Origin of the sequence: Maricaulis maris (assembly GCF_049116555.1) — a bacterium.
GTDB lineage: Bacteria > Pseudomonadota > Alphaproteobacteria > Caulobacterales > Maricaulaceae > Maricaulis > Maricaulis maris_C.
The window spans coordinates 518,974-536,345 of the sequence record NZ_JAGDYT010000001.1; the positions used below are offsets into that span (position 1 = coordinate 518,974).

At 62.0% G+C, this 17,372-nt stretch carries 16 protein-coding genes; 10 read left to right on the forward strand and 6 right to left on the reverse strand.

Features of this window, described 5'->3' with window-relative positions; all coding sequences use genetic code 11:
• Positions 1 to 298 precede the first annotated feature (298 nt).
• Positions 299 to 1,528, forward strand: a complete 1,230-nt coding sequence (locus JXQ94_RS02365; RefSeq protein ID WP_421922219.1) for a serine hydrolase domain-containing protein — start codon at positions 299 to 301, stop codon at positions 1,526 to 1,528.
• Between the two features lie 481 nt (positions 1,529 to 2,009).
• Here JXQ94_RS02365 and groL read toward each other — a convergent pair whose 3' ends face one another.
• Positions 2,010 to 3,665, reverse strand: a complete 1,656-nt coding sequence (gene groL, locus JXQ94_RS02370; protein WP_421922220.1) for a chaperonin GroEL — start codon at positions 3,663 to 3,665, stop codon at positions 2,010 to 2,012.
• Positions 3,666 to 3,718: 53 nt separating this feature from the next.
• Positions 3,719 to 4,006 carry a co-chaperone GroES gene (locus tag JXQ94_RS02375; protein ID WP_011642545.1) on the reverse strand — a complete coding sequence of 96 codons (288 nt, stop codon included), beginning with the start codon at positions 4,004 to 4,006 and terminating at the stop codon, positions 3,719 to 3,721.
• Positions 4,007 to 4,264: 258 nt separating this feature from the next.
• Here JXQ94_RS02375 and JXQ94_RS02380 point away from each other — a divergent pair, with 258 nt between their 5' ends.
• The 3 genes from JXQ94_RS02380 (at position 4,265) to JXQ94_RS02390 (ending at position 7,284) form a co-directional block, all read left to right on the forward strand.
• Entirely contained in the window at positions 4,265 to 4,948 is a 684-nt protein-coding gene (locus JXQ94_RS02380; protein ID WP_295694525.1) for an OmpA family protein, read from the forward strand.
• 198 nt (positions 4,949 to 5,146) lie between these two features.
• Positions 5,147 to 6,373, forward strand: a complete 1,227-nt coding sequence (locus JXQ94_RS02385; RefSeq protein WP_421922221.1) for an EAL domain-containing protein — start codon at positions 5,147 to 5,149, stop codon at positions 6,371 to 6,373.
• Positions 6,374 to 6,432: 59 nt separating this feature from the next.
• Positions 6,433 to 7,284: a TIGR01459 family HAD-type hydrolase gene (locus tag JXQ94_RS02390; protein ID WP_421922222.1), complete on the forward strand. Its 852-nt coding sequence runs from the start codon at positions 6,433 to 6,435 to the stop codon at positions 7,282 to 7,284.
• A 12-nt stretch (positions 7,285 to 7,296) separates the two neighbouring features.
• Here JXQ94_RS02390 and JXQ94_RS02395 read toward each other — a convergent pair whose 3' ends face one another.
• Both JXQ94_RS02395 and JXQ94_RS02400 read right to left on the reverse strand, forming a co-directional pair.
• On the reverse strand, positions 7,297 to 7,986 hold the full coding sequence (locus JXQ94_RS02395; protein ID WP_421922223.1) for a protein phosphatase CheZ: 690 nt from the start codon (positions 7,984 to 7,986) through the stop codon (positions 7,297 to 7,299).
• A gap of 54 nt (positions 7,987 to 8,040) precedes the next feature.
• Entirely contained in the window at positions 8,041 to 8,427 is a 387-nt protein-coding gene (locus tag JXQ94_RS02400) for a response regulator (RefSeq protein ID WP_417487659.1), read from the reverse strand.
• Between the two features lie 121 nt (positions 8,428 to 8,548).
• On the opposite strand from JXQ94_RS02400, the gene JXQ94_RS02405 reads away from it, so the two are divergent.
• From JXQ94_RS02405 to mutL, 6 genes are all read left to right on the forward strand, one after another.
• Positions 8,549 to 8,992: a MaoC family dehydratase gene (locus tag JXQ94_RS02405; RefSeq protein WP_421922224.1), complete on the forward strand. Its 444-nt coding sequence runs from the start codon at positions 8,549 to 8,551 to the stop codon at positions 8,990 to 8,992.
• A gap of 6 nt (positions 8,993 to 8,998) precedes the next feature.
• Positions 8,999 to 9,943, forward strand: coding sequence for a bifunctional riboflavin kinase/FAD synthetase (locus tag JXQ94_RS02410; protein ID WP_421922225.1), 945 nt, complete (start codon positions 8,999 to 9,001; stop codon positions 9,941 to 9,943).
• Between the two features lie 180 nt (positions 9,944 to 10,123).
• Positions 10,124 to 13,096 carry an isoleucine--tRNA ligase gene (gene ileS, locus JXQ94_RS02415; protein WP_421922226.1) on the forward strand — a complete coding sequence of 991 codons (2,973 nt, stop codon included), beginning with the start codon at positions 10,124 to 10,126 and terminating at the stop codon, positions 13,094 to 13,096.
• The gene (gene lspA, locus JXQ94_RS02420) at positions 13,089 to 13,691 is read left to right on the forward strand and encodes a signal peptidase II (RefSeq protein WP_421922227.1); all 603 of its coding nucleotides are present in this window, start codon (positions 13,089 to 13,091) and stop codon (positions 13,689 to 13,691) included. The genes ileS and lspA overlap by 8 nt, the downstream gene beginning before the upstream one ends.
• Positions 13,692 to 13,763: 72 nt before the next feature.
• Positions 13,764 to 14,306 carry a DUF3035 domain-containing protein gene (locus JXQ94_RS02425; RefSeq protein WP_421922228.1) on the forward strand — a complete coding sequence of 181 codons (543 nt, stop codon included), beginning with the start codon at positions 13,764 to 13,766 and terminating at the stop codon, positions 14,304 to 14,306.
• 98 nt (positions 14,307 to 14,404) lie between these two features.
• The gene (gene mutL / locus JXQ94_RS02430) at positions 14,405 to 16,291 is read left to right on the forward strand and encodes a DNA mismatch repair endonuclease MutL (RefSeq protein ID WP_421922229.1); all 1,887 of its coding nucleotides are present in this window, start codon (positions 14,405 to 14,407) and stop codon (positions 16,289 to 16,291) included.
• A 22-nt stretch (positions 16,292 to 16,313) separates the two neighbouring features.
• Here the strand turns inward: mutL and JXQ94_RS02435 are convergent, their stop codons facing one another.
• Together JXQ94_RS02435 and rsmD are read right to left on the reverse strand one after the other, a co-directional pair.
• The gene (locus JXQ94_RS02435; protein WP_421922230.1) at positions 16,314 to 16,718 is read right to left on the reverse strand and encodes a DUF427 domain-containing protein; all 405 of its coding nucleotides are present in this window, start codon (positions 16,716 to 16,718) and stop codon (positions 16,314 to 16,316) included.
• A gap of 87 nt (positions 16,719 to 16,805) precedes the next feature.
• Complete coding sequence (gene rsmD, locus JXQ94_RS02440) at positions 16,806 to 17,369, reverse strand: 16S rRNA (guanine(966)-N(2))-methyltransferase RsmD (RefSeq protein WP_421922231.1); 564 nt, start codon at positions 17,367 to 17,369, stop codon at positions 16,806 to 16,808.
• Positions 17,370 to 17,372: the final 3 nt, after the last annotated feature.

A 17,372-nucleotide genomic window follows, 5' to 3' on the forward strand; every position in this document is an offset into this window, starting at 1 on the left:
CAATCTTCCCCCGAAAGTGTGAGGGCGCCATGGTGGTCCTTCCTCGGTTGAATGCAACAGCAAACGAAAAAGATCGTCCCATCGGGACGGCCCTGCAGGTACGCTGTTTTTCGATGGGACAAGCACCCAAGGTAAATGTCCCGGCCTTGAAGTCCCAAGCGACAGCCGGTGAAGGATTGGATCGGGTATTGTCCCGGGCATGAAAACTGCCGCGACGGCGAAGTGGCAGCCTCAACTCGATTGTCGACAAGTCGGGTGGGGCGGGGCAGGTTCAACGTTTGAGACAAGCGGGGAAATCATGCTGTCACCACGGAAAATTCTTGCCGGAACCGTCTTGAGCGCGGGTCTTTTGGGTTCGGCGTGCGCTGTCGAGCCGGAGCTGAATGCCTGCCAACTGGATGAGGCGGCATTGAGCGATGCGATTGCGCGCTCGGAAGCGTGGATTGACGGGTATTTCTCGCTGGTGGAGACGATTGCGGGCGGGGATCATCACGGAACCAGCGTGGCAGTCAGTGCTTGTGGGCAGATCGTTTGGCAGGCCGGGTTCGGCTTTGCCGATATCGAGGCGGAAACGCCGGTGACGATTGATACGCTGTTTCGCGCGGGCAGTGTCGCCAAGACGCTGACCTCGCCGCTTCTGGTCCAGGCCGAGGCGCGCGGTGAGCTGGATCTGGACGCGGACATCCGGATGTATTTTCCGGCCTTTCCGCCAAAGGAGCATGAGTTTTCGACACGCCAACTGGCGGGCCACACTGCGGGGATCCGCCACTATTCGGGCGATGAGTTTGCCAGCAATGTCGCCTACGACACCGTCTCCGACGGACTGGTGATCTTTCAGGATGATCCACTCGAGTTCGAGCCGGGCACCCAATTTTCCTATTCCAGCTATGGCTGGAATCTGTTGAGCGCCGTGGTCGAGGGGGCGACGGGCCGGGACTATCTCGACTTGATGCAAACGGATGTGTTTGATCCAGCCGGTATGGACAGCACATTTGCCGAGGGGCGCGCGGACACACCTGACGGACAGGTGACCTACTATCTCTATGATCAGCAGGATCAGACTTTGGCCGTCGCGCCGCCGGTCAACAATTCACTCAAATGGGCGAGTGGCGGTTTTGTTTCGACGCCGACCGATTTGCTGCGCTTCGGTCTGGCGATGGAGGATGGCACCCTGGTGTCTCCTGAAGCCTATGAAGCCATGCGCGAAACGATGCATACGACTGATGGCACGGCCACCAATTACGGCCTGGGCTGGGCAATCGACATGATTCCGCGCCAGCTACAGGGAACGGCCCAGATTTATTCCCAAGAGGATGTCGCCCGAACCACGGCGATCTTTGACGGCATGATCAGCTATGGGCATACCGGCGGCTCCATGGGCAGTACGACGGTTTTCCTCACGGCGCAGGATGACGACACGGCCTTCACAGTGGCCGCGATGAGCAATTCGGGTATCGGTCCGGCCTATGCGGTGTCGGTATTGGGAGAGTTTGTGGCCGCGTCGCAGGCGGCTCGAGCCGAAGACTAGACGGCGACGGGTCGCTGTTCGGGCCATCTCTCATGAAATGAAAAAGGCCGCCCCGTTTCCGGAGCGGCCTTCATCATAACGTTCGAGCATGGCTCAGGCGGATGATTGCATCATGCCACCCCCGCAGACCGGCTTGCCGGTCTGCTCACCTTTCGATGATGGGCGGATTCATGGGGGCATGGCCAAAAGAAAAGGGCCGCCCCATCGGGACGGCCCATTCCTTTGTTCGGTCAGGTGACCGGCATGATTACATCATGCCGCCCCCGCAGACCGGCTAGCCGGTCTGCTCACCTTTCGATGATGGGCGGCTTTATGATGTTTGTTACATCATGCCGCCCATGCCACCCATTCCGCCCATGCCGTCCGGCTTGCCGGACGGCTCGCTTTTGATGATGGGCGGATTCATGGGGGCATGGCCAAAAGAAAAGGGCCGCCCCATCGGGACGGCCCATTCCTTTGTTCGGTCAGGTGACCGGCATGATTACATCATGCCGCCCATGCCACCCATTCCGCCCATGCCGCCCATGTCAGGCATGCCGCCGCCGGCGCCTTCTTCTTTCGGCGTGTCGGCCACGGCTGCTTCCGTGGTGATCAGCAGGGAGGCGACGGAAGCCGCGTCCTGCAGAGCCGTACGGACAACCTTGGCCGGGTCGATGACGCCGAACTCAAGCATGTCGCCATAGACTTCCGTCTGGGCGTTGAAGCCGAAGGTCGCGGACGCGTTTTCCATGACCTTGCCGACCACGATCGAGCCTTCGACACCGGAATTGGTGGCGATCTGACGGATCGGGGACTGCAGGGCACGGGCCACGATGGCGATACCCTGGGTCTGGTCAGCGTTTTCGCCTTCCAGGCCGGCCAGCTTGGCGGAGGCCTTCAGGAGCGCAACACCGCCGCCCGGGACAATGCCTTCTTCAACCGCGGCGCGGGTGGCATTGAGGGCGTCGTCGACGCGGTCCTTCTTTTCTTTCACTTCGATCTCGGTGGCGCCGCCAACCTTGATCACGGCAACACCGCCGGCCAGCTTGGCCAGACGTTCCTGCAGCTTCTCACGGTCGTAATCGGAGGTGGTTTCCTCGGACTGGCGACGGATCTGCGTGACGCGGGCTTCGATCTGGGCCTTGTCACCGATACCGTCGACGATCGTGGTGTCGTCCTTGGTGATGTTGACGCGCTTGGCCGAGCCGAGCATGTCCAGCGTGACGGTTTCCAGCTTGATGCCGAGGTCTTCGGAGATGACCTGACCGCCGGTGAGGATGGCGAGGTCTTCCAGCATCGCCTTGCGACGATCGCCGAAGCCCGGTGCCTTGACGGCAGCGATTTTCAGGCCGCCACGCAGCTTGTTGACCACGAGGGTGGCGAGGGCTTCGCCTTCAACGTCTTCCGCGATGATCAGCAGCGGACGCGAGGACTGAACGACGGCTTCCAGGATCGGCAGCATCGGCTGCAGCGAGGTCAGCTTCTTCTCGAAGAGCAGGATGTAGGGCTCTTCCATCTCGACCTGCATCTTGTCAGCGTCGGTGATGAAGTAAGGCGACAGGTAGCCACGGTCGAACTGCATGCCTTCGACGACGTCGAGTTCGGTTTCCAGGGACTTGGCTTCCTCGACGGTGATGACACCCTCTTTGCCGACCTTGTCCATGGCCTTGGCGATCATCTCGCCGATATCGCTGGCGCCATTGGCAGAGATGGTGCCGACCTGGGCAACTTCACCGGAGTCCTTGACCGGGGTGGAGCTGGCCTTGATGTCGTCCATGACGATGGCGACGGCCTTGTCGATGCCGCGCTTGAGGTCCATCGGGTTCATGCCGGCCGCAACCGACTTCATGCCTTCGCGGACGATCGACTGGGCCAGGACCGTGGCGGTCGTGGTGCCGTCACCGGCGACGTCATTGGTCTTGGAAGCCACTTCGCGCAGCATTTGTGCGCCCATGTTCTCGAACTTGTCCGTCAGTTCGATTTCCTTCGCGACGGAAACGCCGTCCTTGGTGGTGCGCGGTGCGCCGAAGGATTTCTCGATGACCACGTTGCGGCCCTTGGGACCGAGCGTGACCTTGACAGCGTTGGCGAGGATATCGACGCCGCGCAGCATGCGTTCACGCGCGTCGGAGCCGAAAAGTACGTCTTTGGCAGCCATTGGAATATATCCGTTCTTCTAGCTTGTGAGGGGTGTTCTATCGGGTGTGCGGCTTACGCCATCACGCCGAGAATGTCGGACTCTTTCATGATCAGCAGCTCGACACCGTCAACGGTGACTTCGGTGCCGGACCATTTGCCGAACAGGATGCGATCGCCGGCCTTGACGTCGAGCGGACGCACGGAACCATCTTCCTTGATCGCGCCGCCGCCGATGGCGACAACTTCGCCTTCTTGCGGCTTTTCCTTGGCCGTATCCGGGATGATGATCCCGCCCTTGGTCGTGGACTCTTCTTCGACGCGCTTCACCAGCACGCGGTCGTGCAGAGGACGAAAAGTCATCTTTGTCTATCTCCAAACAGAGGACTGAAGGTTTCTGGCACTCATCAGGAGGGAGTTGGCACTCGCCCCTTCCGATTGCTAACAGCCGCGGAGATAGGAGTTCATCCACGACCCGTCAAGAGAGACGCGATGCAATTGGTGGCGGATTTTTCCGCTCAGCTTGCGTTCATGTCGGGAAAGATAATTCCAGCCATTGCCATGCCCGCCATATGTCTCGATATGATAGGCATCGAGTTGCGTTACCGAGAGGGATCCACGATGAAACTCCGCCAAATCACACTTCGCACAACTGTTCTCACCGTTACGGCGCTCGCCATGGTGGCCTGTACGACGACCGACCCCTATACCGGCGAAACCCGGGCCAACAATACGGGGCGCGGCATCCTCCTGGGCGCCGCCGCCGGCGCAGCGCTCGGCTATCTCACCAATACAAATGACAGCGAGGAGGGCCGCACAAACGCCCTTATCGGCGCTGGTATCGGCGCGCTCGCCGGTGGTGCCATCGGCAATTACATGGATCGTCAGGAAGCGGCCATGCGCGAAGCCCTGTCCGACACGGGCGTCGGTGTCCGCCGCGAAGGCAATGATCTTCGCTTGATCATGCCAGGTGATGTCACCTTCGCCACCAATTCCTCGGACATCCAGGGCCAGTTCTATGGCATTCTTGGCGATGTCAGCACGGTTCTGAACCGCTATCCGGCGACCTATGTGGACGTTGTCGGTCATGCCGACTCGGTTGGTGCCGCCGACTATAATCAACAGCTGTCCGAGCGCCGGGCCGTATCGGTCGGCAATTATCTCATCGCCCAGGGTGTGTTGCGTGACCGCTTCTACATCGCCGGCATGGGCGAGCGCTCACCGATCGCCTCGAACGATACGCCCGCCGGGCGCCAGCAGAATCGTCGTGTGGAAATCCTGATCCGGCCGCATGCTGCGTCCTGAGTGCGCTGGTTCTCCACTGAAATTGAGAGCGGCCCGTCAGTCTGGCGGGCCGCTTTAATTTATGCATGTCCCTACAAATCAATAGGTTGACTGGTATCTGGGCGCTTGCGGTTTACCTTCGTTAACCAAACGACAACCCGAGCCGACACAGCTTAACCTTCAAGCACATCTGACGATTCGCTGATTCGAAGGCCCTACATGCCCCGCGCATCCGACATTTTGATCCTCCTGACCTACATCACCATTGCGGCGGTCGCTGCGATCGGCTTCGAGTTTTTCGGCCTGATGCCGACGCTCAATGCCTGGATGATGGGGGCGATTGTTTTCATTGTTGCCGGCATGGCGCATTCAGCCGCAACCCGCAGTCATGAGCGTCGCGCGCTGGAGGATGAGATCCATGAGCTCAAGGCCGCCAATCTGGCCCTGGCCGAGGAATTCGAGGCGGCCCAGTCGCGCATTGACGAGATCGCGGACGAGCTGCGCGCGGAATCGGTCGAGCGTGACAATGCGCTCGTCCAGGAAGTGAAGGTCCTGGAAGACCTGGTCCGTCGGGTCGGTCCGGCCGGCGCCGAAGATTTCAACGGATCCGCAGCTGTGCCCCAGGCCAGCACAGCCCACACCGATATCGACACGGTTCGCGAGGCGCTGGCCGCCAATCGCGTTGACCTTTATCTCCAGCCGGTCGTGACCTTGCCGCAGCGTCGGACAGCTTTCTATGAGAGCTATACCCGCCTGCGTGATGCGACCGGCCGCGTGCTCGCGCCGTCAGCCTTCATGGCCGCCGCTGAAGAAGCGGGCCTGATGGCGGAAGTAGATAATCTCCTTCTGTTCCGTTGCGTTCAGATCGTGCGCCGCCTGACGGGTCAGGATCGCAAGGTCGCGATCTTCTGCAATGTCTCGCTCAACTCCTTGTCTGACGAGACCTTCTTTCCCGAATTCCTCGACTTCATCCGTCAGAACAAGGATTTGTCAGGTTCGCTCATTTTCGAGATATCGCAGCAGGCCTTCGAAGAGCGCGACGCGATAGCGGCGCGCAACATGGCGCGTATGGCCGATTTCGGTTTCCGATTCTCGATTGACCAGATCGCCCATGTCGAGCTCGACCTGACCGAGATGGAGCGGGCCGGGGTCCGTTTCGCCAAGATTGGCGGGGCACGCCTGCTTGATGCGATCGACAATTACGAGTCCATCGCAGGCTATGAAGCCGGGGCCATCGCCACCGAGGACCTGGCCGGCCTTTTCGGTCGTCATGGCATTGAGCTCATCGTCGACAAGATCGAGGATGAATCCACTGTGGTCGAGGTCCTGGAAATGGATGTCGCCTACGGGCAGGGCCATCTTTTCGGCGAGCCGCGCCCGGTCCGCGATGATGTCCTGGAGACCACTCCCGAGAGCGGCAGCAATGTCATCCAGATGACGGCCTAGATGGTCCCGCGCCAACCGCCGCGATTGACCGGGTAGCGCAGGCCTGCTTCAAGCAGGCCATGCTTCCTGAACTCGCCACACTTGGCCCGCTCCGCGACCGCTATGACACCCTGTATTGTGATGTCTGGGGCGTCATTCGCGATGGCTCGGACCTCCTGCCCGATGCCGTCGACGCCCTGATCCGTTTCCGCGAAAGCGGCGGCCGTGTCTGTCTGGTGTCCAATTCGCCGCGGCGCAGTTCCAGCCTGGCGCATTTTCTTGCCGATATGGGCCTGCCGGATGCGGCGACTGACGCCATGGTCACGTCTGGTGATGCCATCCATGCCCAGCTGGTCAAGCGCACCCCCGGGCGCGCCTTCAATATCGGGCCGGAGCGGGATAGCAGCCTCTATGCCGGTCTCGATCTGGAATTCACCGATATCGATCAGGCGGATTTCATTTCCTGTACCGGGCCGGATGACTATTTCAATGGCCAGCCGGAGGATTATGACGGGGTCCTGCGGCGCGCGCTCGAGCGCGGGCTGGAACTGGTCTGCGCCAATCCGGATATTGTCGTGCAGTCGGGCAATCGGCTGGTCTTCTGCGCCGGGGCCATCGCCCGCCATTATCGCGAGATGGGGGGCACCAGCATTGTGGCGGGCAAGCCGCACCGTCCGATCTACCGGCTTGCGAAGCGGGCGCTGGAAGATAACGGGTTCGAGGTGGAATTGAGCCGCGTTCTGGCTATCGGCGATGGGCCGGAAACAGATGTCGAGGGGGCCATACGCGCCGGGGTCGACTGCCTCTTCATTGCCGACGGAATTCTCGGCGGAACGCTTGACGGCGGCCGTCTCGATGCCGAGACAGCCGCCGTCGCGCTGAAGGATTACGGTGTTGCCGCGCGCTATGTGGCGGCGCAGCTCACCTGGTAGTCGTTCGGCAGATCAATCGAACAGGGAGTCGATAGATCCCTGGTCGAGATCGGACGCCGGCTCCGCGTCGGAGAACATCGCATCGATGTCATCCTGGCTGGTTTCCGGACCGCCGATTGCGGGGCCGTTGAGCAGAAGCTCGCGAGCGCGCTTTTCTTCGTCGCTTTCCTCGACAACCTGGTCCGCATCACGCACGCCCATCACTTCGGCGAAGCGGGAGACGCGGTTTTCCACGTGGCGCAACGAGGTCACGACCTTGGAAACGCGTTGGCCGGCGAGATCCTGGAAGCTGCAAGCCTCGATGATGGTCATCATCCGGGCTTCGACGCTGGCGCGATAGGCGTCATAGTCGGCTTCATCGTCACAGAGCACGGCCTCCGCCTCGCTCATGATCGTCTCGGTCGCCCGTTCGGTATCCCCGACGACAGCCTCGAGTTCCTGGCCGGCGGAGGGAATGCGCGAGGTCTTGATATCATTCGGCCTCAAAGCCGCGATCTCGTCACGGGTTCGCGAGATATAATCCGCGATATAGTTGAATTCCTGGCAGATCGACTGGTCGAGGGAGCTGAAGAACAGCTTCATCGTATCCGTCAGCTGGTGGGCCAGCTTCAGGACTTCCATGATCTGGGCATCCTGCAGATCGCTCGTCTTCAGTGAAGCGAGTGACGTGCGGACTTGCGCGGCAACATTGGCGGCGGGCATGGGGCCCTCCTTCCTTTGCAGACTCAAACAAGGACTGGGCGGTTGATCGAGCGACTAGAAGTCGCCGAGAACCGCTGACATCTTGGATTTGAGAGTTCCGGCGTTGAAGGGCTTCACGATGTAGTTGTTCACACCGGCCCGTTTCGCCGCGACCACGTTTTCGGTCTTGGATTCTGCGGTTACCATGATGAAGGGCGTCGCCTTCATGCTTTCGTCAGCGCGAACCTTTTGCAGAAGCTCGTAGCCCGTCATGGGCTCCATGTTCCAGTCTGAGATCACCAGACCGTACTTGTTTTCCTGCATTTTCGCGTATGCTTCCTGGCCATCGGCGGCCTCGTCCACATTTTCGAACCCAATCTGCTTGAGCAGGTTGCGAATAATGCGGATCATGGTTTTGTAGTCATCCACGACCAGGATCGGCATCGTCATTTCGACAGCCATGCTTAGTCTCCATCCACTCGGCGCGTTTACACAAGGACAGCTTGTTCCGCTGTCTTCAGTGAGGACCCTAGACATTCGCGGATAAAAATCGGTTAAAGCGGGTACAAAGATGGAGTCACCCATGTCTGAAGCGCGCGCTATCGCCCTCGAGGAAATGGAAATTGGTCAATCCGCAGAGACAGTTAGGACTGTCACTGAGGAAGATCTGGAAATGTTTGCAAAAGTCTCTGGCGACTATAATCCGGTCCATATGGACGAGGAATTCGCTCGCAAGACGCCTTTTCGCGGCCGAATTGCGCATGGCGCTCTGGTGGCGTCCTATATTTCTGGCGTGCTCGGAAACCAGCTGCCGGGACCGGGAGCGATCTTCCTCGGCCTCAATATGCGGTTTTTCCATCCGACCCGGATCGGGGATGAGGTGAAGACGCGGGTCGAAGTGAAGTCGGTCGATCTCAAATCGCGCAAGGCCGTCATGGATTGCACCTGTTATGTCGGCGACAAGCTGACCATGCAGGCGGAAGCTGAAGTCATGGTCCGCAAGCGCCGCCGCTCGGCGGACGCCTGATCATCGATGCGTGTTCTGCGTGGCCATAACGGATTGCCGGACGACAGCCGCGGCGCGGTGATCGCCCTTGGCAATTTTGACGGCGTCCATATGGGGCATCGGCATGTCATCGCCCTGGCCGCGAGTCTGGCGGAGACCCGGAAAGCCCCGCTGGGCGCGGCACTCTTCGATCCGCATCCGCGCCGCTTCTTCGCCCCGGAGGCGCCGGCTTTCCGGCTGATGAGCGAAACCCGTCGCAATCGCATCCTCGAGAGCCTGGGCGTGAATCAGCTCCATGTCCTGCCATTCTCCATGGATATGGCGAAGATGACGCCGGCCGATTTCGTTGGAACCGTCCTTGCGGACGGGCTCGGCATTGCCGGCATCGTCACTGGCGAGGATTTCCGCTTTGGCGCGGGCCGCAGCGGCGATACCGATGAGCTCGCCCGTCTGTGCGCTCAGCGTGGAATCGCCACCGCCTTTGCCGACCTGCACGGCAATGGCGCCGACAAGGTGTCATCCACGCGCATCCGGAAGGCGATCCATGATGGCGACATGCAGGCCGCGGAAACGCTGCTCGGCACGCCCTGGGCCGTGGAGGGGATTGTCCAGCGCGGCGACCAGCGTGGCCGGACCATCGGCTTCCCGACGGCCAATCTCACCTTGGGCGATTATGTGCGTCCCGATTATGGCGTCTATGCCGTGCGCGTGGGTATGGATGGTGACGCGCCGACGATGGCGGGTGTGGCGAATATCGGCAAACGCCCGACCGTCGACGGGGCGACAGAGCTTCTGGAAATCCATCTGCTCGACTGGTCGGGTGATCTTTATGGTCGCTCGCTCGAAGTCGAATTCTTCAATCATCTGCGCTCGGAAAAGCGGTTTGACGGTCTCGATGCACTCAAGGCCCAGATCGCCGAGGATGCCATTGCGGCACGCCAGGCGCTGAGCCGTCTGTCTGGACCGGCCTGACGGGCTCTGTTACATGCGAGGCATGGTCTGTATGTCCCTGTTCATACGCTCGGGCGCGCCCGTCGCGGCCCTCGCCACCGGGCGAATTACCGGCCCGGGCCGCCACGCGTGATGTGGGCGGTTCCGGGACATGTCCTGCCTTGAACCCATGACGACAAAAGACCGCAAGGATCCGATCCGATGACGGACACGCCTTCGAAGTCCGGCGACCAAGCCGCGACCCGCGATTATCGCGATACACTTTTCCTGCCGAGCACCGAATTCCCGATGCGGGCCGGTTTGCCAAAGCGCGAGCCGGAATGGCTCGAGCGCTGGAACAAGCTCGACCTGTACAAGCGCCTGCGCGCCGAGAGCAAAGGCCGCGAGCGCTGGGTGCTCCATGACGGACCGCCCTATGCCAATGGCCACATCCATATCGGCACCGGCCAGAACAAGATCCTCAAGGATATCGTCGTTCGCTCGCACCAGATGCTCGGCTTTGACGCGCCCTACCGTCCGGGTTGGGATTGTCACGGGCTGCCGATCGAGTGGAAAGTCGAACAGAATTTCCGCGCCAAGGGGCGCAATAAGGATGACATCCCGGTCAAGGAATTCCGCGCCGAATGCCGCGACTATGCGCGCGAATGGGTCGGCATCCAGTCCGGTGAGTTCCAGCGCCTGGGCGTGAATGGTGAGTGGGATGACCCCTACACCACCATGGCCTTCGAGGCCGAGGCCGCGATTGTGCGCGAATTCCTCGCTTTCGTGGAACAGGGTCTGGTCTATTGCGGCTCGGCTCCCGTTATGTGGTCGCCGGTCGAAAAGACCGCCCTGGCCGAGGCCGAGGTCGAGTATCAGGACAAGGTATCGACCACGATCCATGTCCGCTTCCCGGTGCGCGGTGTGCGCAAGGACGGCACGGCGATCCCGAAATCCTGCATCGGCGCCCATGTCGTGATCTGGACGACCACGCCCTGGACCATTCCGGGCAATCGCGCGATCTGCTTCTCACCCGAGATCAGCTACGGCCTCTACAAGGTCACCGGCGTCGATGGTGGCGACTTCAAGCCCTGGGCGATGCCGGGCGATCTTCTGATCGTGGCCGATGCGCTCTGGGAAGAGACCGCCGCGGCCGCCAAGATCGGCAATTGGGAACGGGTCGACACAATCGATCCGGACGGTTTCGTCTGCTCGCATCCGCTCCTGGAGCTGGATCGCTTCTGGAATTACGCCGTCCCGCTTCTGCCCGGCGACCATGTCACCGATGAGGCCGGTACCGGTTTCGTGCACACCGCACCCAGCCATGGCGCCGAGGACTATGCCGCCTGGATGGAATTCCCGGAATGGCATGACAAGCATGCGCCGGTCCCGCACATGGTCGATGAGGACGGTGCCTACTACCCGCACGTCCCGGTCTTTGCCGGTCTCAATATCATCCGTCTGGATGGCAAGAAGCAGGGCCAGGAAGGTCCGGCCAACAAGGCCGTCATCGAGCGTCTGGTCGAACAGGGCAAATTGCTCGCACGCGGCCGGCTTGAGCATTCCTATCCGCACTCCTGGCGCTCCAAGGCGCCGGTCATCTTCCGCAATACGCCGCAATGGTTCGTTGCCATCGACCGCCCGATGAAGTCCGGTGGCACACTGCGCGAAAAGGCGCTGAAGGGGATCACCGAGACGACCTTCACGCCGAAAGTGTCGGAGAACCGCATCCGCTCCATGGTCGAGCAGCGGCCGGACTGGCTGATCTCGCGTCAGCGCGCCTGGGGTGTGCCGCTGACCATGTTCGTGGAGACCGGCACAACGCGCGTGCTCAACGATCCCAAGGTCAATGAACGCATCATCAACGCTGTCGCGGAGGATGGCGCCGATGCCTGGTTCGAGCGTCCCGCTTCCGATTTCCTCGGCGGTGACTATGACGCTGACGCCTATGAAAAGATCACCGACATCCTGGATGTCTGGTTCGACAGTGGCTGTACCCATGCGTTCGCGCTGGAGCCGCGGGCGGACCAGAAATGGCCGGCCGATCTCTATCTGGAAGGGTCTGACCAGCATCGCGGCTGGTTCCAGTCCTCCCTTCTGGAAAGTGCCGGCACCCGCGGTCGCGCGCCGTATGATGCGGTCCTGACGCACGGTTTTGTCATGGCTGGCGATGGCCGCAAGATGTCGAAATCCCTGGGCAATACGCTGGCGCCGAACGAAATCGCCAAGAAATACGGCATCGAGATCATGCGCCTGTGGGTCTCGGCCCAGGACTTCACCGATGACCTGCGCATTTCCGAGGAGATCCTGCAGACCTCGGTCGATGCCTATCGCAAGATGCGCAATACGCTGCGCTACCTGCTCGGTGCACTTCATGCCTATGACGAGACGGTCGAGCATGTCAGCCATGATCGCATGCCCTCGCTCGAGCGTTTCATGCTGCACCGCCTGCATGAGCTCGATCAGGTCGTTCGCGATGGTTATGCCGCCTATGACTTCAAGAAGGTCTATTCGGCGCTGTTCAATTTCTGCGTCGTCGACCTGTCGGCCTTCTATCTCGATATCCGCAAGGACAGCCTGTATTGTGACCGGCCGGACGATGTCCGCCGGCAGGCCTGCCGCACGGTCATGCACGAGATCTTCATGCGGCTGACCGCCTGGCTTGCGCCAATCATGCCCTTCACCATGGAAGAGGCGTGGCTGTCGCGCTTCCCGTCCGAGGATGACAGTGTCCATCTGCGCACTTTCCCGGCCACGCCGGGCGATTGGCATGATGGGGCGCTGGCCGAGAACTGGCGCACGATCCGCCGTCTGCGACGTGTGGTGAACGGCGCGCTGGAAGTTGAGCGCCGCGAAAAGCGGATCGGTTCCAGCCTTGAGGCGGCACCGCGCGTCCATGTCACCGACGCCGCCTATCGCGCCGCACTGACAGCCGAAACAACCGGTGAGGTCGATGATTTCCTGGCCGAGATCGGGATCACCAGCCAGGCCTATCTGGTCGATGGTGCCGCCGAGGGCGAGGCCTTCCGTCTCGATGATGTCGCCGATGTGGCCGTCATCCCGGGGCGGGCCGAAGGCGCCAAGTGCGCGCGGTCGTGGAAATACTCGACCGAGATCGGCGCCGACAAGCGTTATCCCGATTTGAGCCCGCGCGACGCGGCGACCGTGGCCTGGTGGGACGGACAGAATGCCTGACTGGGCGAGTGAGATCCGGCGGCGCTTCGCCGCGTCGCCGGTCCCGCGCCTGGGTCTTGGCATTGCCGCCCTGGTCCTTGTGCTGGATCAGCTCAGTAAATGGTGGGTGCTCGCCGGGTTGAATTTTTCGCCGCCCGGCTGTCTCGACTATCAGCGCGCCGAAGGTGCCGAGCGCCTCAACCTGCTCAACACCTGCGGCCATATCGAGGTCTCGCCGGTTTTCGATCTGACCATGGTCTGGAACAAGGGCGTCAGTTTCGGCCTGCTCGGTGCTGACGGACCGCTCGGGCGCTGGCTTCTGGTTGTCTTCTCGGTGCTGGTGGCGCTGGGTCTGATCGCCGGGCTGTTTGATCGCGGGCCGATCCGCACCAGCCGCATCCTCCAGGGCGTGGCGTTCGGTTTCATCATTGGTGGTGCGCTGGGCAATGCGATCGACCGGGCGGCCTACGGAGCTGTCGTCGATTTTCTCAATTTCTCGGACATTCACTTTCCCTACGTCTTCAATATCGCGGATGTCGGTATCAATCTGGGTGTCGCCGCGATAGTGCTCGATGTCTTCCTGAACGATCGAAAGCCCGGTGCAGGCAATCGGTAATGAAAGCGGGCTGGAGTGAAGACCCGGATTTGGGTTAAACTCGTGCCAACAGAAATTCGGAGTCTCACAGAGATGCGTTTGCGTACTGCTCTTTTCGCCGCGACCACTGCGGCCATCGCCCTGTCCGGCTGCAGCAATGTTTCGCGCGCGCTCGGCGCCGAACGCTCGACCCCGGACGAGTTTCGCACCGTGACCATCGCTCCGCTGACGGTTCCGCCGGAATATAATCTGCGCCCGCCGCGTCCCGGTGAGCCGCGCCCGGACGAGATTTATCCTGATCAGCAGGCCCGTGCGGCTTTGCTCGGTGCCCAGGGTGACTTTGAGGGTTCCGATGCGGAAGCCCTGCTTGTCGCTCGCGCCGGTGGCGGTTCCGCCGACCCCTTCATCCGTTCCATCATTGATGGCGAGATGGCGAGCGTCGTGCGCAAGAATCGCAGCTTTGCCGACATGGTCCTGTTCTGGCGTGATGGCGAGTATCGCCCGCAAGGCGACGCCACGCCGCTCGATGCCTCTGCCGAGGCTGCCGCGCAGGAAAACATCCACAATGTCACCGGCGGTGGCGATGTGGAGATCGAGCGCGATCGTCGTCTCCTGCCCAAGCTTCCCGGTCTCTGATCCGATTTCGCGAGCCCTGCGCGGGCACGCAGACCTGACCGACCGAAACACTTGACCGACTCGGGGCCAGCCAAGAGGCTGGCCCTATGTCTTTGGCCATGACCCAACCCATTATCCGACGCCTGCCACCGGAGACGGTGAACCGAATTGCTGCCGGCGAAGTCGTCGAGCGGCCGGCCTCTGTCGTCAAGGAATTGGCCGAGAACGCCCTCGATGCCGGCGCGAAGCGGATCGATATCACGGCCGAGGGTGGCGGGCTGGTGCGTCTCCTGATCGAGGATGATGGCAAGGGGATGAGCCCGGAAGAGCTCGAACTCTGCATCGAGCGTCACGCCACGTCCAAACTCCCGATTGCCGAGGACGGGCAGGACGATCTGCTCAATATCTCCACCATGGGCTTTCGCGGCGAGGCCTTGCCCTCGATCGGCTCGATCGCGCGGCTCTCCATCACCACCCAGGCCAAGGGTGCCGGCGATGCCTGGGCGATTCTGGTCGAAGGCGGCAAGACCAAGGGTATCGCCCCGGCCGCGCCGCTGGGGCGGGGCGGAACGCGGATCGAGGTGCGTGACCTCTTCTATGCCACCCCCGCGCGGCTGAAATTTCTCAAATCCGAACGCTCGGAGAATCTCGGTATTGCCGATGTGGTCAAGCGTATGGCCATGTCGCGCCCCGATGTCGGCTTTTTCCTCACCCTGGACGGGCGCAAGCGCCTCTCGGTTGCGGCCGAGCGCGGCGAGGGCTCCGAGGCCCGCATTGCCCGCATGTCGGCCATTCTAGGCTCGGACTTCGGCGAGAACGCGCTCGAGGTTGACCAGGAGCGCGACGGCGTGCGGATCTTCGGCTTCGCCAGCCTGCCGACTTATTCGCGCGGCTCGTCCATGCATCAATATCTCTTCGTCAATGGCCGCCCGGTGCGGGACAAGCTGTTGGGTGGGGCCGTGCGCGGCGCCTATCAGGACTTCCTCGCTCGCGACCGACATCCGGTCGTGGCGCTCAATGTCGAGCTGCCAACCGATCTGGTCGACGTCAATGTCCATCCCGCCAAGGCCGAGGTCCGCTTTCGCGATGCGGGCCTGGTGCGTGGCCTGATCGTCGGGTCCTTGCGCCACGCCCTCGCCGCCGCCGGACACCGGGCTTCGACCACCGTTGCCGGCTATGCGCTGGGGCGGGTGCGACCGGAAGGGTATCAGCCGCCGCAAGCGCCGCCGGGCGGCTACCAGTCGCACACTGCCAGTCTGGCCGGCTGGGGCGCGCCACGACCGCCATCGGAACCCATTCAGGACCGCGTCTTCGATCCGGGCATGTCGGCGCGTGTCGAGCCGAACCCGTCAGACTATGGCGCCGGCATGGGCGAGGATGTGCCAGCCGGTTTTGAAGCCGCCCAACCCGCCAGCCCGCCGCCGGACTGGCCGCTCGGAGTCGCCCGGGCGCAGCTGCACGAAACCTATGTCGTCGCCCAGACCGGGGACGGCATTGTCATCGTCGACCAGCACGCCGCCCATGAGCGTCTCGTCTATGAGCGCATGAAGAAGATGATCGCCGAGACCGGTGTCCAGCGTCAGCGTCTTCTGGTGCCGGAAATCGTCAATCTGGACGAGGCCGAGGCGCGCCGCCTGCTCGAACGCACGGAAGAATTGGAAGAGCTCGGCCTTGTCATCGAAGCCTTCGGCCAGGGCGCCATCGCCGTGCGCGAAACGCCGGCCTTGCTCAAGAAGCTCGACGTCCAAGGTCTGATCCGCGACCTCGCCGACGACCTCGCCGAATACGACCAGGCGCTGTCATTGAAGGAAAAGCTGGAAGACGTCGTCGGCACCATGGCCTGCCACGGTTCCGTCCGCTCCGGCCGCCGCCTCAATGGCGAGGAGATGAACGCCCTGCTGCGCGAAATGGAAGCGACCCCGCACTCCGGCCAGTGCAATCACGGCCGGCCCACCTATGTGGAGCTCAAGCTGAGCGATATCGAGCGCCTGTTCGGGCGGCGGTAGTCACCCGACCGGTCCAGGGCGGTCAGTCCTCGGTGCTTTCATCCTCGATCATGCGGATTGTCGGGCCGTCGAACGAGATCAACCCGTCGATGGCCGCGGCGAAGTCCAGCGACTTGTATGACCAGCCGACCTCCACCCCATCGACGGCATGATAGACGGCATCACCCTTGAGCGGGCAGTGGGTGGACTTGTCGACTGTCTCCAATGGTACGGTGGCATCGGCCAGTGGCAGATAGATGCGCGGTGGGTAGACGCCGCGGCCAATCTCCACCAGACGGATCGCCTGGGTCGTGCGGGCAATGGTGCGCCCGGCAAGCTGGATCTCGACCGGTCGGTCGACCGGCTGCAGGACCATGAGGTGATCGGCATTGGCCGGATTCCGGATGGCGTCCTTGAAAGCGGGATGGCCGATCGTGGTCGCGCTCATGGCAGTCTCCTGTGCTGCCGCCCATATGGGAAGCCCGTCCGAGGTCTGCAGCGGGTTTCACGCGAGTGTGACCGGTCGGCGTCGCTATCACTCGGCCCGCGTCAAAAACAGCACCTTCGCCGCGCCATAGATCTTCTCCACCTGACACGTCCAACCCGGTGTGACCGGTTCTTCTTCGGCTCCGACTTCCAGCACAGCCACAGCGTCGTCACTCACCCAATTGCCGTCGAGCAGTTTGCTCAGAGTCTTGGGGCCGAGGCCGAAGCCATAGGGGGGGTCGAGGAAGACCAGGTTGAAGGGTGCGCCCAGATTGGAGGGTTTCTCGCCCAGCGCCGTGGCGTCGCGGCGGTGGATGCGAGTGACGCCGAAGAGCTGCAGTGTGTCGACATTGTCGCGGATGGCGCCGCGCGCTTCGGCCGCAAACTCGACGAAGAGGCAGAAAGCCGCCCCGCGTGAGATCGCTTCCAGGCCCAGCGCGCCGGAGCCGGCATAGAAGTCAGCGACCCGGGCACCGTCGATCGCCGGGCACCAGTCGGCATGTTCGATCACGTTGAACATGTTCTCGCGCGCCCGGTCCGAGGTCGGACGGGTGGACTTCCCCTTGGGGGCTACAAGGGCACGATTGCGGAACCTGCCGCCGACGATACGCATGGC

What these genes read in the sequence shown, in the direction of transcription:
- JXQ94_RS02365 (WP_421922219.1), top strand. Translation starts at nt 299, where the DNA reads ATGCTGTCACCACGGAAAATTCTTGCCGGAACCGTCTTGAGCGCGGGT.
- groL (WP_421922220.1), bottom strand. Translation starts at nt 3,665, where the DNA reads ATGGCTGCCAAAGACGTACTTTTCGGCTCCGACGCGCGTGAACGCATG.
- JXQ94_RS02375 (WP_011642545.1), bottom strand. Translation starts at nt 4,006, where the DNA reads ATGACTTTTCGTCCTCTGCACGACCGCGTGCTGGTGAAGCGCGTCGAA.
- JXQ94_RS02380 (WP_295694525.1), top strand. Translation starts at nt 4,265, where the DNA reads ATGAAACTCCGCCAAATCACACTTCGCACAACTGTTCTCACCGTTACG.
- JXQ94_RS02385 (WP_421922221.1), top strand. Translation starts at nt 5,147, where the DNA reads ATGCCCCGCGCATCCGACATTTTGATCCTCCTGACCTACATCACCATT.
- JXQ94_RS02390 (WP_421922222.1), top strand. Translation starts at nt 6,433, where the DNA reads ATGCTTCCTGAACTCGCCACACTTGGCCCGCTCCGCGACCGCTATGAC.
- JXQ94_RS02395 (WP_421922223.1), bottom strand. Translation starts at nt 7,986, where the DNA reads ATGCCCGCCGCCAATGTTGCCGCGCAAGTCCGCACGTCACTCGCTTCA.
- JXQ94_RS02400 (WP_417487659.1), bottom strand. Translation starts at nt 8,427, where the DNA reads ATGGCTGTCGAAATGACGATGCCGATCCTGGTCGTGGATGACTACAAA.
- JXQ94_RS02405 (WP_421922224.1), top strand. Translation starts at nt 8,549, where the DNA reads ATGTCTGAAGCGCGCGCTATCGCCCTCGAGGAAATGGAAATTGGTCAA.
- JXQ94_RS02410 (WP_421922225.1), top strand. Translation starts at nt 8,999, where the DNA reads ATGCGTGTTCTGCGTGGCCATAACGGATTGCCGGACGACAGCCGCGGC.
- ileS (WP_421922226.1), top strand. Translation starts at nt 10,124, where the DNA reads ATGACGGACACGCCTTCGAAGTCCGGCGACCAAGCCGCGACCCGCGAT.
- lspA (WP_421922227.1), top strand. Translation starts at nt 13,089, where the DNA reads ATGCCTGACTGGGCGAGTGAGATCCGGCGGCGCTTCGCCGCGTCGCCG.
- JXQ94_RS02425 (WP_421922228.1), top strand. Translation starts at nt 13,764, where the DNA reads ATGCGTTTGCGTACTGCTCTTTTCGCCGCGACCACTGCGGCCATCGCC.
- mutL (WP_421922229.1), top strand. Translation starts at nt 14,405, where the DNA reads ATGACCCAACCCATTATCCGACGCCTGCCACCGGAGACGGTGAACCGA.
- JXQ94_RS02435 (WP_421922230.1), bottom strand. Translation starts at nt 16,718, where the DNA reads ATGAGCGCGACCACGATCGGCCATCCCGCTTTCAAGGACGCCATCCGG.
- rsmD (WP_421922231.1), bottom strand. Translation starts at nt 17,369, where the DNA reads ATGCGTATCGTCGGCGGCAGGTTCCGCAATCGTGCCCTTGTAGCCCCC.